This window comes from Streptomyces xantholiticus, assembly GCF_014651015.1.
GTDB classification, from domain to species: domain Bacteria; phylum Actinomycetota; class Actinomycetes; order Streptomycetales; family Streptomycetaceae; genus Streptomyces; species Streptomyces xantholiticus.
This window is the reverse complement of record NZ_BMWB01000004.1, coordinates 84,837-100,071: the sequence shown is the minus strand read 5'-3', so window position 1 is coordinate 100,071 and position 15,235 is coordinate 84,837. Positions and strand designations below refer to the sequence as shown.

General features: G+C 70.1%; 14 protein-coding genes. 13 read left to right on the top strand and 1 reads right to left on the bottom strand.

Annotation, left to right across the window (positions count from 1 at the left end; genetic code table 11):
- Positions 1-101: 101 nt before the first annotated feature.
- Positions 102-602, bottom strand: a complete 501-nt coding sequence (gene bldD, locus IE198_RS08985) for a transcriptional regulator BldD (RefSeq protein ID WP_030214967.1) — start codon at positions 600-602, stop codon at positions 102-104.
- A 230-nt stretch (positions 603-832) separates the two neighbouring features.
- Here bldD and pyrR point away from each other — a divergent pair, with 230 nt between their 5' ends.
- The 13 genes from pyrR (at position 833) to metK (ending at position 15,121) form a co-directional block, all read left to right on the top strand.
- Positions 833-1,411: a bifunctional pyr operon transcriptional regulator/uracil phosphoribosyltransferase PyrR gene (pyrR, locus tag IE198_RS08980; RefSeq protein WP_189884552.1), complete on the top strand. Its 579-nt coding sequence runs from the start codon at positions 833-835 to the stop codon at positions 1,409-1,411.
- Positions 1,412-1,503: 92 nt separating this feature from the next.
- Positions 1,504-2,481: an aspartate carbamoyltransferase catalytic subunit gene (locus IE198_RS08975; protein WP_189884550.1), complete on the top strand. Its 978-nt coding sequence runs from the start codon at positions 1,504-1,506 to the stop codon at positions 2,479-2,481.
- 4 nt (positions 2,482-2,485) lie between these two features.
- The gene (locus IE198_RS08970; RefSeq protein WP_189884548.1) at positions 2,486-3,772 is read left to right on the top strand and encodes a dihydroorotase; all 1,287 of its coding nucleotides are present in this window, start codon (positions 2,486-2,488) and stop codon (positions 3,770-3,772) included.
- An 11-nt stretch (positions 3,773-3,783) separates the two neighbouring features.
- A complete protein-coding gene (locus IE198_RS08965) occupies positions 3,784-4,362 on the top strand; it encodes a PH-like domain-containing protein (RefSeq protein ID WP_189885084.1) in 579 nt (192 codons plus the stop codon).
- On the top strand, positions 4,359-5,495 hold the full coding sequence (carA, locus tag IE198_RS08960; RefSeq protein WP_189884546.1) for a glutamine-hydrolyzing carbamoyl-phosphate synthase small subunit: 1,137 nt from the start codon (positions 4,359-4,361) through the stop codon (positions 5,493-5,495). The genes IE198_RS08965 and carA overlap by 4 nt, the downstream gene beginning before the upstream one ends.
- The gene (gene carB / locus IE198_RS08955; RefSeq protein WP_189884544.1) at positions 5,488-8,796 is read left to right on the top strand and encodes a carbamoyl-phosphate synthase large subunit; all 3,309 of its coding nucleotides are present in this window, start codon (positions 5,488-5,490) and stop codon (positions 8,794-8,796) included. Before carA ends, carB begins: the two co-directional genes overlap by 8 nt.
- Positions 8,797-8,854: 58 nt before the next feature.
- Positions 8,855-9,967: a quinone-dependent dihydroorotate dehydrogenase gene (locus tag IE198_RS08950; RefSeq protein WP_189884542.1), complete on the top strand. Its 1,113-nt coding sequence runs from the start codon at positions 8,855-8,857 to the stop codon at positions 9,965-9,967.
- A complete protein-coding gene (gene pyrF / locus IE198_RS08945; RefSeq protein WP_189884540.1) occupies positions 9,964-10,806 on the top strand; it encodes an orotidine-5'-phosphate decarboxylase in 843 nt (280 codons plus the stop codon). Before IE198_RS08950 ends, pyrF begins: the two co-directional genes overlap by 4 nt.
- A gap of 289 nt (positions 10,807-11,095) precedes the next feature.
- The gene (locus tag IE198_RS08940) at positions 11,096-11,419 is read left to right on the top strand and encodes an integration host factor (protein ID WP_003956414.1); all 324 of its coding nucleotides are present in this window, start codon (positions 11,096-11,098) and stop codon (positions 11,417-11,419) included.
- Positions 11,420-11,457: 38 nt separating this feature from the next.
- Complete coding sequence (gene gmk, locus IE198_RS08935) at positions 11,458-12,021, top strand: guanylate kinase (protein ID WP_189884538.1); 564 nt, start codon at positions 11,458-11,460, stop codon at positions 12,019-12,021.
- Between the two features lie 42 nt (positions 12,022-12,063).
- The gene (rpoZ, locus tag IE198_RS08930; protein ID WP_005319902.1) at positions 12,064-12,336 is read left to right on the top strand and encodes a DNA-directed RNA polymerase subunit omega; all 273 of its coding nucleotides are present in this window, start codon (positions 12,064-12,066) and stop codon (positions 12,334-12,336) included.
- 74 nt (positions 12,337-12,410) lie between these two features.
- Complete coding sequence (gene coaBC, locus IE198_RS08925; RefSeq protein WP_229833802.1) at positions 12,411-13,652, top strand: bifunctional phosphopantothenoylcysteine decarboxylase/phosphopantothenate--cysteine ligase CoaBC; 1,242 nt, start codon at positions 12,411-12,413, stop codon at positions 13,650-13,652.
- Positions 13,653-13,912: 260 nt separating this feature from the next.
- Entirely contained in the window at positions 13,913-15,121 is a 1,209-nt protein-coding gene (gene metK / locus IE198_RS08920) for a methionine adenosyltransferase (protein WP_100106195.1), read from the top strand.
- Positions 15,122-15,235: the final 114 nt, after the last annotated feature.

Sequence of the window (15,235 nt, the reverse complement as noted above, 5' to 3'; positions counted from 1 at the left end):
GCGCTGCGACGGCGACGGCAACGGTGACGGCGGAGGGCGGGACCGGTCCGGACCGGTCCCGCCCTCCGCGACGTGACGTTTTTTCAGCTGCGGGACAGGGGTCAGCTGTCCTCGTGGGCCACCGCACGACGGGCGTCCGCGTCCAGCACGCCCCAGCTGATCAGCTGCTCTGTCAGGACCGAAGGCGACTGGTCGTAAATGACGGCCAGCGTGCGCAGGTCGTCCTGGCGGATCGACAGCACCTTGCCGTTGTAGTCACCGCGCTGCGACTGGATCGTCGCCGCGTACCGCTGGAGCGGGCCGGCCTTCTCCTGCGGGACGTGGGCCAGGCGCTCCAGGTCGAGGACGAGCTTCGGCGGCGGCTCGGCGGCCCCGCCCGGCGTCGTGCCCGGGAGCAGCTCCTGAACCGGGACGCCGTAGAAGTCCGCAAGCTCTGCGAGGCGCTGCACGGTGACGGCACGGTCGCCGCGCTCGTACGAGCCGACGACGACGGCCTTCCAGCGGCCCTGGGACTTCTCTTCCACGCCATGGAGGGACAGCCCCTGCTGGGTGCGGATGGCGCGGAGCTTGGCCCCGAGCTGCTTTGCGTATTCGCTGGACATATAGCTCCCCGGACGCTGTGACAACGTGCGGCTCCGCCGCGCGACTGGTAACTCACTGTGAGGTTACGCAGCGTGACTTGGATGAGTCAAGCCGAATGATCCGGACCGGTTTCGGCCATCGGCCGGTGGACGCGGATCAGTACATCCATCAAGCCCTGGTAACGTGGACGGCGCAATTCCGACGTCCTTTAAGGTCCGTCCCGTGAGGCGGAGAAGGAGGTCCGTTTCGTATGGACGCTTCCAGCAGTTCCGATGCCGCCAGGCCCGTTCTCGAAGGCCCCGACATCGCGCGGGTACTGACCCGCATCGCCCACGAGATCGTCGAGCGCGCCAAGGGCGCCGACGACGTGGTTCTCCTCGGCATCCCGACCCGCGGTGTCTGCCTCGCCCGCCGGCTGGCCGAAAAACTCCAGGGCATCACCGGCCGGAAGATCCCGGTCGGCTCCCTCGACATCACGATGTACCGGGACGACCTGCGGCTCAAGCCCGCCCGGGCGCTGGCCCGCACCGACATCCCCGGCGACGGCATCGACGGCCGTCTCGTCGTCCTCGTCGACGACGTGCTCTTCTCCGGCCGCACCATCCGCGCCGCCCTCGACGCCCTCGGCGACCTCGGCCGCCCACGGGCCGTGCAGCTCGCCGTCCTGGTCGACCGCGGCCACCGCGAGCTGCCCATCCGCGCCGACTACGTCGGCAAGAACCTCCCCACGTCGCTTCGCGAGACGGTCAAGGTCCTGCTCGACGAGGAGGACGGTCGCGACACCGTGCTGCTCGGCGTGAGAGAGACCGCTCCGGCCGGCGAGCGGTAGCACCCCCGTACGGCCCGCCCCTTCGTACGGCGTGCCCGACCGCGCGCCCGCATGCCTCGAAAACCTCCACAGACCTGGAGAAAAACCCCCCGATGATGCGCCACCTCATCTCGGCCGCAGACCTCACCCGCGACGAAGCCGTCCTCATCCTCGACACCGCGGAGGAGATGGCCCGGGTCGCCGACCGGCCGATCAAGAAGCTTCCGGCCCTGCGCGGCCGCACGGTCTGCAACCTCTTCTTCGAGGACTCCACCCGTACCCGCATCTCCTTCGAAGCCGCGGAGAAGCGGCTTTCCGCGGACGTCATCAACTTCGCGGCCAAGGGCTCGAGCGTCTCGAAGGGCGAGTCGCTGAAGGACACCGCGCAGACCCTCGAGGCGATGGGTGTCGACGCCGTCGTCATCCGGCACGGTGCGTCCGGCGCCCCCTACCGTCTCGCCAACTCCGGCTGGATCGACGCTCCCGTCATCAACGCCGGCGACGGCACCCACCAGCACCCCACCCAGGCCCTTCTCGACGCCTTCACCATGCGCCGCCGCCTCGTCGGCAGGGACGCCGGGATCGGCCAGGACCTGGCCGGCCGACGCATCACGATCGTCGGAGACGTGCTGCACAGCCGGGTCGCGCGCTCCAACGTCGACCTGCTGCACACCCTCGGCGCCGAGGTCACCCTCGTCGCCCCGCCGACCCTGGTGCCGGTCGGCGTGGAGACCTGGCCGTGCGAGGTCTCGTACGACCTCGACTCCACCCTGACCAAGTCCGACGCAGTGATGATGCTGCGCGTCCAGCGCGAGCGGATGAACGCCGCGTTCTTCCCGACCGAGCGCGAGTACTCGCGGCGCTACGGCCTGGACGGCGAGCGGATGGCCAAGATGCCGGAGCACGCGATCGTCATGCACCCCGGCCCGATGGTCCGCGGCATGGAGATCACCGCCGAGGTCGCCGACTCCGACCGCTGCACGGTGATCGAGCAGGTCGCCAACGGCGTCTCCATCCGCATGGCCGTCCTCTACCTGCTGCTCGGCGGCAACGAGTCCGACGCCCCCACCACCCGTACCGAGGAGAAGTAAGACCATGAGCAAGACCCTGATCCGCGGTGCGAAGGTACTCGGCGGCGAGGCCCAGGACGTACTGATCGACGGCGACACCATCGCGCAGACGGGCACCGGGCTGTCCGACGAGGGCGCCCAGGTGATCGAGGCCGAGGGGCAGATCCTGCTGCCGGGCCTCGTCGATCTGCACACCCACCTGCGCGAGCCCGGCCGCGAGGACTCGGAGACCGTCCTCACCGGCACCCGGGCCGCCGCGAGCGGCGGCTACACGGCCGTGTTCGCCATGGCCAACACCTTCCCCGTCGCCGACACCGCCGGCGTCGTCGAGCAGGTCTACCGGCTCGGCAAGGAGTCCGGCTACTGCGACGTGCAGCCCATCGGCGCCGTCACCGTCGGCCTCGAGGGCAAGAAGCTCGCCGAGCTCGGCGCCATGCACGAGTCCGCGGCCGGCGTGACCGTCTTCTCCGACGACGGCAAGTGCGTCGACGACGCGGTGATGATGCGCCGGGCGCTGGAGTACGTGAAGGCCTTCGGCGGCGTCGTGGCCCAGCACGCCCAGGAGCCGCGCCTCACCGAGGGCGCCCAGATGAACGAGGGCGTCGTCTCCGCGGAACTCGGTCTCGGCGGCTGGCCGGCCGTTGCCGAGGAGTCGATCATCGCCCGCGACGTGCTCCTCGCCGAGCACGTCGGCTCCCGCGTCCACATCTGCCACCTCTCCACCGCCGGCTCCGTCGAGATCGTCCGCTGGGCTAAGTCCCGCGGTATCGACGTCACCGCCGAGGTCACCCCGCACCACCTGCTGCTCACCGACGAGCTGGTCCGCTCCTACAACCCGGTCTACAAGGTCAACCCGCCGCTGCGCACCGAGCGCGACGTCATGGCCCTGCGCGAGGCGCTCGCCGACGGCACGATCGACATCGTCGCCACCGACCACGCCCCGCACCCCCACGAGGACAAGGACTGCGAGTGGGCCGCGGCCGCCATGGGAATGGTGGGCCTGGAGACCGCGCTCTCCGTCGTCCAGCAGACGATGGTCGAGACGGGACTGCTCGACTGGGCGGGCGTCGCCGACCGGATGTCGTTCAAGCCCGCGCAGATCGGACAGGCCAAGGGCCACGGCCGCCCCGTCTCGGCTGGTGAGCCCGCGAACCTCACTCTCGTCGATCCGGCATACCGTGGTGAGGTGGACCCCGCGGGCTTCGCCTCCCGCAGCCGCAACACCCCCTACGAGGGCCGTGAGCTGCCGGGACGCGTCACCCATACGTTCCTGCGGGGCCGGGCGACGCTCGTGGACGGGAAGCTGGCGTGACACCTGCAGTGATGAATCCGGCCGTCGAGGCCGCTGTGGCAGCCGGGGCCGCGGAACAGAAGTCGGCGGAGGTGACCGACTGGGCCGCCCGCCTCGGATGGGTCGTCGGTCTGCTGCTCTTCATCGCCCTCGTCTACTGGCTGATGCGCCAGGGCTGGAAGTGGCGGGGCTCCCTGCAGTCCGACCTGCAAGAGCTGCCCACCGCGCCCGATGAGCTGGGCGAGGCGAAACTGACGTCGACCGGCCGGTACCACGGCTCCACCACCGCCGGGCAGTGGCTCGACCGGATCGTCGCCCACGGGCTCGGCATCCGCAGCCGGGTCGAACTCACTCTCACCGACGCGGGGCTCGCGGTCGTACGGCCCGGTGCGCAGGACTTCTTCGTACCGATGGCGGCGCTGCGCGAGGCCCGGCTCGACAAGGGCATCGCGGGCAAGGTCCTCGCCGAGGGCGGTCTGCTGATCGTCACTTGGGCGCACGGCGACAAGCTGATCGACTCCGGCTTCCGCTCGGACCACGCCGCCGAGCAGAGCACCTGGGTCGACACCCTGAACGACATGATCAAGACGACGGAAGGCACCGCACGATGACGATCTCCACCCGGGGAGCGGCTCAAGCTCCCGCCGTACTCGTCCTGGAGGACGGCCGCACCTTCCGCGGCCGTGCCTACGGGGCCGTGGGGGAGACCTTCGGTGAGGCGGTGTTCAACACCGGCATGACCGGCTACCAGGAGACCCTGACCGACCCCTCGTACCACCGCCAGGTGGTCGTGATGACCGCGCCGCACGTCGGCAACACCGGCGTCAACGACGAGGACGACGAGTCGAAGAGGATCTGGGTCGCCGGCTACGTCGTCCGCGACCCCGCCCGTATCCCCTCGAACTGGCGCTCCCGCCGCACCCTCGACGACGAACTGGAGTCCCAGGGCGTCGTCGGTATCAGCGGCATCGACACCCGCGCCCTCACCCGCCACCTGCGCGAGCGCGGCGCCATGCGCGTCGGCATCTTCTCCGGTGACGCGCTCGCCGACGACGCCACGCTGCTCGCCCGCGTCCAGCAGGCCCCCGAGATGAAGGGCGCCGACCTGTCCGCCCAGGTCGCGACCGGCGAGGCGTACGTCGTCCCGGCGATCGGTGAGAAGAAGTTCACCGTCGCCGCGCTCGACCTCGGCATCAAGGGCATGACCCCGCACCGGATGGCCGAGCGCGGCATAGAGGTCCACGTCCTGCCCGCGACCGCGACTGCCGACGACGTCTACGCGGTGAGCCCCGACGGTGTGTTCCTCTCCAACGGCCCCGGTGACCCCGCCACCGCCGATCTGACCGTCATCAAGGCGGTGCTGGAGCGCAGGACGCCGCTGTTCGGCATCTGCTTCGGCAACCAGTTGCTCGGCCGCGCGCTCGGCTTCGGCACGTACAAGCTGAAGTACGGCCACCGCGGCATCAACCAGCCCGTGCAGGACCGTACGACCGGCAAGGTCGAGGTCACCGCGCACAACCACGGATTCGCCGTCGAGGCGCCCCTCGACAAGGTCTCCGACACCCCCTACGGCCGCGCAGAGGTCTCCCACGTCTGCCTCAACGACAACGTGGTGGAGGGCCTCCAGCTGCTCGACCAGCCGGCCTTCAGCGTCCAGTACCACCCCGAGGCGGCCGCCGGCCCGCACGACGCCGCGTACCTGTTCGACCGCTTCGTATCCCTGATGGAGGCCGATCGTGCCTAAGCGCACCGATATCCAGTCCGTCCTGGTCATCGGCTCCGGCCCGATCGTCATCGGCCAGGCCGCCGAGTTCGACTACTCGGGCACCCAGGCCTGCCGCGTCCTCAAGTCCGAGGGCCTGCGTGTCATCCTGGTCAACTCCAACCCGGCCACGATCATGACCGACCCGGAGATCGCCGACGCCACGTACGTCGAGCCGATCACCCCGGAATTCGTCGAGAAGATCATCGCCAAGGAGCGCCCCGACGCGCTGCTGCCGACGCTCGGCGGCCAGACCGCGCTCAACACCGCCATCTCCATGCACGAGCAGGGTGTGCTGGAGAAGTACGGCGTCGAGCTGATCGGCGCCAACGTCGAGGCGATCAACAAGGGCGAGGACCGCGACCTGTTCAAGGACGTCGTGGAGGCCGTCCGCGCCAAGATCGGCCACGGCGAGTCCGCCCGCTCGGTCATCTGCCACTCGATGGACGACGTCATCAAGGGCGTCGAGACCCTCGGCGGCTACCCCGTCGTCGTCCGCCCGTCCTTCACCATGGGCGGCGCCGGCTCCGGCTTCGCCCACGACGAGGACGAGCTGCGCCGCATCGCCGGTCAGGGCCTCACGCTCTCCCCGACCACCGAGGTGCTGCTCGAGGAGTCCATCCTCGGCTGGAAGGAGTACGAGCTGGAGCTGATGCGCGACAAGCACGACAACGTCGTGGTCGTCTGCTCCATCGAGAACTTCGACCCGATGGGCGTCCACACCGGCGACTCCATCACCGTCGCCCCGGCGATGACGCTCACCGACCGCGAGTACCAGCGGCTGCGCGACATCGGCATCGCGATCATCCGCGAGGTCGGCGTCGACACCGGCGGCTGCAACATCCAGTTCGCCGTCAACCCCGACGACGGCCGGATCATCGTCATCGAGATGAACCCGCGCGTCTCCCGGTCCTCCGCGCTCGCGTCCAAGGCCACCGGCTTCCCGATCGCCAAGATCGCCGCGAAGCTCGCCGTCGGCTACACGCTGGACGAGATCCCGAACGACATCACCGAGAAGACCCCGGCCTCCTTCGAGCCGACCCTCGACTACGTCGTGGTCAAGGCCCCCCGGTTCGCCTTCGAGAAGTTCCCGTCCGCCGACGCCACCCTCACCACCACCATGAAGTCGGTCGGCGAGGCCATGGCCATCGGCCGCAACTTCACCGAGGCGCTGCAGAAGGCCCTGCGCTCCCTGGAGAAGAAGGGCAGCCAGTTCTCCTTCACCGGCGAGCCGGGCGACAAGGAGGAGCTGCTGCGGGAGGCCGTGCGGCCCACCGACGGCCGGATCAACACGGTCATGCAGGCCATCCGCGCGGGCGCGAGCCCCGAGGAGGTCTTCGAGGCCACCAAGATCGACCCGTGGTTCACCGACCAGCTGTTCCTGATCAAGGAGTACGCGGACGAGCTGGCCGCCGCCGAGAAGCTGGAGCCCGAGCTGCTCGCCGCGGCCAAGCGCCACGGCTTCTCCGACGTCCAGATCGCCGAGATCCGCGGCCTGCGCGAAGACGTCGTCCGCGAGGTCCGGCACGCGCTCGGCATCCGCCCGGTCTTCAAGACGGTCGACACCTGCGCCGCAGAGTTCGCCGCCCGCACCCCGTACTTCTACTCGTCCTACGACGAGGAGTCCGAGGTCGCGCCGCGCACCCGGCCCGCCGTGATCATCCTCGGCTCCGGCCCCAACCGCATCGGCCAGGGCATCGAGTTCGACTACTCCTGCGTCCACGCCTCCTTCGCGCTGCACGACGCCGGGTACGAGACCGTGATGGTCAACTGCAACCCGGAGACCGTCTCCACGGACTACGACACCTCCGACCGTCTGTACTTCGAGCCGCTGACGCTCGAGGACGTTCTGGAGATCGTGCACGCCGAGTCGCTGGCCGGACCGATCGCCGGTGTCGTCGTCCAGCTCGGCGGCCAGACCCCGCTCGGCCTCGCACAGGCGCTCAAGGACAACGGCGTCCCGGTCGTCGGCACCCCCCCGGAGGCCATCCACGCCGCCGAGGACCGCGGCGCCTTCGGTCAGGTCCTCGCCGAGGCCGGGCTGCCCGCGCCCAAGCACGGCACCGCGACCACCTTCGCCGGCGCCAAGGCCATCGCCGACGAGATCGGCTACCCGGTCCTGGTCCGCCCGTCGTACGTGCTCGGCGGCCGGGGAATGGAGATCGTCTACGACGAGGCGAGGCTGGAGGCGTACATCGCCGAGTCCACCGAGATCTCCCCGACCCGCCCGGTCCTCGTCGACCGCTTCCTCGACGACGCGATCGAGATCGACGTCGACGCGCTCTACGACGGCCACGAGCTCTACCTCGGCGGCGTCATGGAGCACATCGAGGAGGCCGGCATCCACTCCGGCGACTCGGCCTGCGCCCTGCCCCCGATCACGCTCGGCGGCTTCGACATCAAGCGGCTGCGCGCCTCCACCGAGGCCATCGCCAAGGGTGTCGGCGTCCGCGGACTGATCAACATCCAGTTCGCGATGGCCGGCGACATCCTCTACGTCCTCGAGGCCAACCCGCGTGCCTCCCGCACCGTCCCCTTCACCTCGAAGGCGACCGCGGTGCCGCTGGCGAAGGCCGCCGCCCGCATCTCGCTGGGCGCCACCATCGCCGACCTGCGCGAGGAGGGCCTGCTGCCCAGGAACGGCGACGGCGGCACCCTGCCGCTGGACGCGCCGATCTCCGTCAAGGAGGCCGTCATGCCCTGGTCGCGCTTCCGCGACGTGCACGGGCGCGGCGTGGACACCATCCTCGGCCCGGAGATGCGCTCCACCGGCGAGGTCATGGGCATCGACTCCGTCTTCGGAACGGCGTACGCCAAGTCGCAGGCCGGCGCGTACGGCCCGCTGCCCACGAAGGGCCGCGCCTTCGTCTCCGTCGCCAACCGCGACAAGCGCTCGATGATCTTCCCGGCCCGCGAGCTGGTCGCCCACGGCTTCGAGCTGCTGGCCACCTCCGGCACCGCCGAGGTCCTCAAGCGCAACGGCATCAACGCGACCGTCGTGCGCAAGCAGTCCGAGGGCGAGGGCCCGAACGGCGAGAAGACCGTGGTGCAGCTGATCCACGACGGTGAGGTCGACCTCATCGTCAACACCCCCTACGGCACCGGCGGCCGCCTCGACGGCTACGACATCCGCACGGCGGCCGTAGCCCGCGGCGTCCCGTGCCTGACCACGGTCCAGGCGCTCGCCGCGGCCGTCCAGGGCATCGACGCGCTCAACCGCGGTGACGTCGGCGTCCGTTCACTGCAGGAACACGCGGAACACCTGACCGCGGCCCGCGACTAGCAACCATGAGGGGGACACCGGAAACGGTGTCCCCCTCCTCATGAGGACACCACTTCCCATGTACAAGCTCTTCTTCAACCTGGTCTTCAAGCGGATGGACGCGGAGCAGGCGCATCACCTCGCCTTCCGCTGGATCCGGCTTGCGGTCCGTGTCCCCGTGCTGCGCACCTTCGTCGCCGCCGCGCTCGCGCCCCGGTACAAGCAACTGCGCACCGAGGCACTGGGGCTGCGCATGCACGGCCCGTTCGGGCTCGCGGCCGGCTTCGACAAGAACGCCGTCGCCGTCGACGGCATGGCGATGCTGGGCTTCGACCATGTCGAGATCGGCACGGTCACCGCCCAGCCGCAGCCGGGCAACCCCAAGAAGCGTCTCTTCCGGCTCGTTCCGGACCGCGCTCTGATCAACCGCATGGGCTTCAACAACGAGGGCTCGGCCGTCGTCGCCGCCCGCCTCGCCGCCCGCCGGGAGATCTTCCGGACGGTCGTCGGCGTCAACATCGGCAAGACCAAGGTCGTTCCGGAGGCCGAGGCCGCCGCCGACTACGTGACGTCCACCGAGCGGCTCGCCGCCCACGCCGACTACCTCGTCGTCAACGTCTCCTCGCCCAACACCCCCGGCCTGCGCAATCTCCAGGCCACGGAGTCGCTGCGCCCGCTGCTCAGCGCCGTACGCGAGGCCGCCGACCGCACGGTCACCGACCGGCGTGTGCCGCTGCTCGTCAAGATCGCGCCCGACCTCGCGGACGAGGACGTCGACGCCGTCGCCGACCTGGCCCTCGAGCTGGGCCTTGACGGCATCATCGCCACCAACACCACCATCGCCCGCGAGGGGCTCGGCCTGCGGTCGGCGCCCTCGCTCGTCAACGAGACGGGCGGACTGTCGGGCGCCCCGGTCAAGGAGCGCTCGCTGGAGGTGCTGCGCCGGCTGTACGCCCGCGTCGGCGACCGCATCACCCTGATCGGTGTCGGAGGCATCGAGAACGCCGAGGACGCCTGGCAGCGCATCCTTGCCGGCGCCACCCTCGTCCAGGGCTACAGCGCCTTCATCTACGAGGGCCCCTTCTACACCCGCGCCATCCACAAGGGCCTCGCCGCGCGCCTCGCCGGGAGCCCGTACGCCACCCTCGCAGAGGCCGTCGGCGCCGAGACGCGAAAGGCCACCCACGCATGACCCTTCAGGAGACCTTCGGCGCACGGCTGCGCCACGCCATGGACACCCGTGGCCCGCTCTGCGTCGGCATCGACCCGCACGCCTCGCTGCTCACCGCCTGGGGCCTGAACGACGACGTCGCCGGCCTGGAACGGTTCACCCGCACGACCGTCGAGGCGCTGGCCGACCGGGTCGCCGTGCTCAAGCCGCAGTCGGCGTTCTTCGAGCGCTTCGGCTCGCGCGGCATCGCCGTCCTGGAGAAGGCCGTCGCGGAGGCGCGCGCGGCCGGTGCCCTGGTGCTGATGGACGCCAAGCGGGGTGACATCGGCTCGACCATGGGCGCCTACGCGGAGACGTATCTGCGCAAGGACTCCCCGCTCTTCTCCGACGCGGTCACCGTTTCCCCGTACCTGGGCTTCGGCTCGCTGCGGCCCGCGCTGGACCAGGCCGTGCTGAGCGGCTGCGGTGTCTTCGTGCTGGCCCTCACCTCCAACCCGGAGGGCGCCGAGGTCCAGCGCTCCACCGCGGCCGGCGGCAGGTCGCTGGCCCAGGTGATGCTCGACCACATGGCCGCGGAGAACGCCGGCGCCCAGCCCCTCGGGTCGGTCGGCGCGGTCGTGGGCGCGACGCTGGGCGATGCCGGCGCGGACCTCGACATCAACGGACCCCTGCTCGCCCCCGGCATCGGCGCCCAGGGCGCGACGCCGGCCGACCTTCCGCGGGTCTTCGGCGCAGCGGTCCGCAACGTGGTGCCGAGCGTCAGCCGTGGCGTTCTCAAGGAGGGGCCGGACGCGGCAGGGCTGCGGGCGGCGGCGGAGCGGTTCGCCGACGAGGTGCGCGCGGCGGTCGCGGACGCGTAGAAGCGGCCGGGGGCCGGTGACGGACCGGTGGAGGGGCCCGAGCGGAGGGTGCCTTGACATTTTCTTCACGCAAAACTAGGTCGATTTGCCGGAAATGTCCCGCTCGGTCGATGCTGACCAGGACTTTTCGTCTGTTCTCGCTGACTGGAGCGGTCATGGCCGCTAGTCTCCGTCGAAGAGAGAACGTGCAGGGCAGACGCACTGCGTTGCTCGTTGCTCGCCTGGTGTGGGGCGACTAGGTTCCTCACCGGTCCGTATCCGACAGTTCGACATCCGAGGTGACGTAGGCGTGGCTCTTCCGCCCCTTACCCCTGAACAGCGCGCAGCCGCGCTCGAAAAGGCCGCCGCGGCTCGCCGGGAGCGGGCCGAGGTCAAGAATCGACTCAAGCACTCCGGCGCCTCGCTCCACGAGGTCATCAAGCAGGGTCAGGAGAACGACGTCATCGGAAAGATGAAGGTCTCCGCCCTCCTCGAGTCCCTGCCGGGCGTGGGCAAGGTCCGCGCCAAGCAGATCATGGAGAGGCTCGGCATCTCCGAGAGCCGCCGGGTGCGTGGTCTCGGCTCCAACCAGATCGCCTCCCTGGAGCGCGAGTTCGGCGGCGGCCCCGCCTGACGTTCCCGGGCACTCCCGAGAACCTGGATAATCGCTGCATGGCAGCAGAGGTACGTCCGCGGCTGACCGTGCTCTCCGGCCCCTCCGGGGTCGGCAAGAGCACGGTCGTCGCCCATATGCGCAAGGTCCACCCCGACGTCTGGCTCTCGGTGTCGGCGACCACCAGGAAGCCGCGGCCCGGCGAGAAGCACGGCGTCCAGTACTTCTTCGTCACCGACGAGGAGTTCGACAAGCTGGTCGCCAACGGCGAGCTGCTGGAGTGGGCCGAGTTCGCGGGCAACCGCTACGGCACGCCCCGCCGTGCGGTCCTCGACCGCATCGAGGCGGGCGAGCCCGTGCTGCTCGAGATCGATCTCCAGGGCGCCCGGCAGGTCAAGGAATCCATGCCGGAGTCCCAGCTCGTCTTCCTGGCGCCGCCGAGCTGGGAGGAACTGGTCCGCCGGCTCACCGGCCGCGGCACGGAGTCCCCGGAGGTCATCCAGCGCCGTCTGGCGGTCGCCAAGGTGGAGCTGGCGGCCGAGCCGGAGTTCGACACCACCCTGGTCAACACCTCCGTCGAGGACGTGGCGCGTGAGCTGCTAGCCTTGATGGCAGTTGTTTGATCTTTTGTCCGATCTTTCTGCAAGTTCTTCGGAAGGCATAGCGTGTCCTCTTCCATCACCGCGCCCGAGGGCATCATCAACCCTCCGATCGACGAGCTGCTCGAGGCCACCGACTCGAAGTACAGCCTCGTGATCTACGCGGCCAAGCGCGCCCGTCAGATCAACGCGTACTACTCGCAGCTCGGTGAGGGCCTGCTCGAGTACGTCGGGCCGCTGGTGGACACCCACGTCCACGAGAAGCCGCTCTCGATCGCCCTGCGCGAGATCAACGCGGGTCTGCTGACGTCCGAGGCCATCGAGGGCCCGGCCCAGTAGTCGCGAGGAATCCTTCACCACAGGCCCGGCGCAGCAGCTGCCGGGCCTGTGGTGTGTCATGGAGGGGTAGCCGAGTGCGGGGAGACGCAGTGGATCAGGCAGTGGACCGGGCAGCGGGCAGGCCGAAGGTCGTCCTCGGGGTCAGCGGTGGCATCGCCGCATACAAGGCGTGCGAACTGCTGCGCAGGCTGACCGAGTCCGGCCACGACGTCCGCGTCGTGCCGACCGCGTCGGCCCTCCACTTCGTCGGTGCGGCGACCTGGTCGGCGCTCTCCGGCCACCCCGTCTCCGCGGAGGTCTGGTCCGAGGTCCACGAGGTCCCGCACGTACGGATCGGGCAGCACGCCGACCTCGTCGTGGTCGCCCCGGCCACCGCCGACATGCTGGCCAAGGCCGCCCACGGCCTCGCCGACGACCTGCTGACCAACACACTGCTCACGGCCCGCTGTCCGGTCGTCTTCGCTCCGGCGATGCACACCGAGATGTGGGAGCACCCCGCCACACAGGAGAACGTGGCCACGCTGCGCCGCCGCGGGGCCGTCGTGATCGAGCCCGCCGTCGGCCGGCTCACCGGCGTCGACACGGGCAAGGGCCGGCTGCCGGACCCGGACGAGATCTTCGAGATCTGCCGGAGGGTCCTCGCCCGCGGGGTCCGAGCCCCCGACCTTGCCGGACGCCATGTGGTCGTCAGTGCGGGCGGCACGCGCGAACCCCTCGACCCGGTCCGCTACCTGGGCAACCGCTCCTCCGGCAAGCAGGGTTACGCGCTGGCACGCACGGCGGCCGCCCGCGGCGCCCGGGTCACCCTCCTCGAGGCCAACACCGGCCTGCCGGACCCCGCCGGCGTCGACGTCGTCCACGTCGGTACGGCGGTGCAGCTGCGCGAAGCCGTGCTGAAGGCAGCCGCGGACGCCGACGCCGTGGTCATGGCGGCCGCCGTCGCCGACTTCCGCCCCGCCACGTACGCCGAGGGAAAGATCAAGAAGAAGGACGGTGTGGAAGCCCCCGCGCTGACCCTGGTCCGCAACCCCGACATCCTCGCCGAGATCTCCGCGGAGCGGGCCCGCCCCGGCCAGGTGATCGTCGGCTTCGCCGCGGAGACCGACGACGTGCTCGCCAACGGCCGCGACAAGCTGCGCCGCAAGGGGTGCGACCTCCTGGTCGTCAACGAGGTGGGGGAGCGCAAGACCTTCGGCTCCGAGGAGAACGAAGCCGTCGTGCTGTCCGCCGACGGCGGCGAGACCACGGTGCCGCACGGCCCGAAGGAAGCCCTCGCCGACACGGTCTGGGACCTGGTCACGCCGCGGCTGTTCTGAGAAGCTCCCGTGAACAGGAAGCGACAGCCGGGCGACGGGCCGACCGTGGAAACCCGCGAAATGTGGCAAATCGCTCAGTCCTAGGCGCTATCGTCTTACCGACCAGGCCGTGGCTCCAGGTCAGCGGACTCCCAGCTTGCGAGACGGGTTGTCCGGTGCCGGAGCGCGACCGATAAACTGGTCGCGGAACGTCGCGGGGCGCAGTCCCCTGCCGATCCGCCAATGATCAGCCAGCAGCCGCTGCAACCCCAGGGAGCGATGTGTCCCGCCGTCTCTTCACCTCGGAGTCCGTGACCGAGGGTCACCCCGACAAGATCGCCGATCAGATCAGCGACACCATTCTCGACGCCCTCCTGCGGGAGGACCCGACTTCCCGGGTAGCCGTGGAGACATTGATCACCACCGGCCTTGTGCACGTCGCCGGTGAAGTGACCACCAAGGCGTACGCCGACATCCCCACGCTGGTGCGGAACAAGATCCTCGAGATCGGCTACGACTCCTCGAAGAAGGGTTTCGACGGCGCCTCCTGCGGCGTCTCCGTCTCCATCGGCGCCCAGTCGCCGGACATCGCGCAGGGCGTCGACACCGCCTACGAGAAGCGCGTCGAGGGTGACGAGGACGAGCTCGACAAGCAGGGCGCCGGCGACCAGGGCCTGATGTTCGGCTACGCGTCCGACGAGACGCCCGAGCTGATGCCGCTGCCGATCAACCTGGCGCACCGGCTCTCGCGCCGCCTGTCCGAGGTCCGCAAGAACGGGACCATCCCCTACCTGCGCCCCGACGGCAAGACGCAGGTCACCATCGAGTACGACGGCGACAAGGCCGTCCGCCTCGACACCGTGGTGGTCTCCTCGCAGCACGCCTCTGACATCGACCTCGACTCGCTGCTCGCGCCCGACATCCGTGAGTTCGTCGTCGAGCACGTGCTGAAGCAGCTGGTCGAGGACGGCATCAAGCTGGACACCGACGGCTACCGCCTCCTGGTCAACCCGACCGGCCGCTTCGAGATCGGCGGCCCGATGGGCGACGCCGGCCTGACCGGCCGCAAGATCATCATCGACACGTACGGCGGCATGGCCCGCCACGGCGGCGGCGCCTTCTCCGGCAAGGACCCCTCCAAGGTCGACCGTTCCGCCGCCTACGCCATGCGCTGGGTCGCCAAGAACGTCGTGGCCGCCGGCCTCGCCGCGCGCTGCGAGGTCCAGGTCGCCTACGCCATCGGCAAGGCCGAGCCGGTCGGTCTGTTCGTCGAGACCTTCGGTACCGCGACCGTCGACGTCGAGAAGATCGAGCAGGCCATCCCCCAGGTCTTCGACCTTCGCCCGGCCGCGATCATCCGCGACCTCGACCTGCTGCGCCCGATCTACGGCCAGACCGCGGCGTACGGACACTTCGGCCGCGAACTGCCCGACTTCACCTGGGAGCGCACGGACCGCGTGGACGCACTGCGCGCGGCGGCCGGCCTGTAGCCACTCACCGCACACGCGTCGCTCAGGGCCCCGGACCGGTATCGGTCCGGGGTCCCGGCGTGTGCCGGGCGGTACGGATGTCCGGCAGGCCGTGCTGTCAGTGGCCTCTGGCAG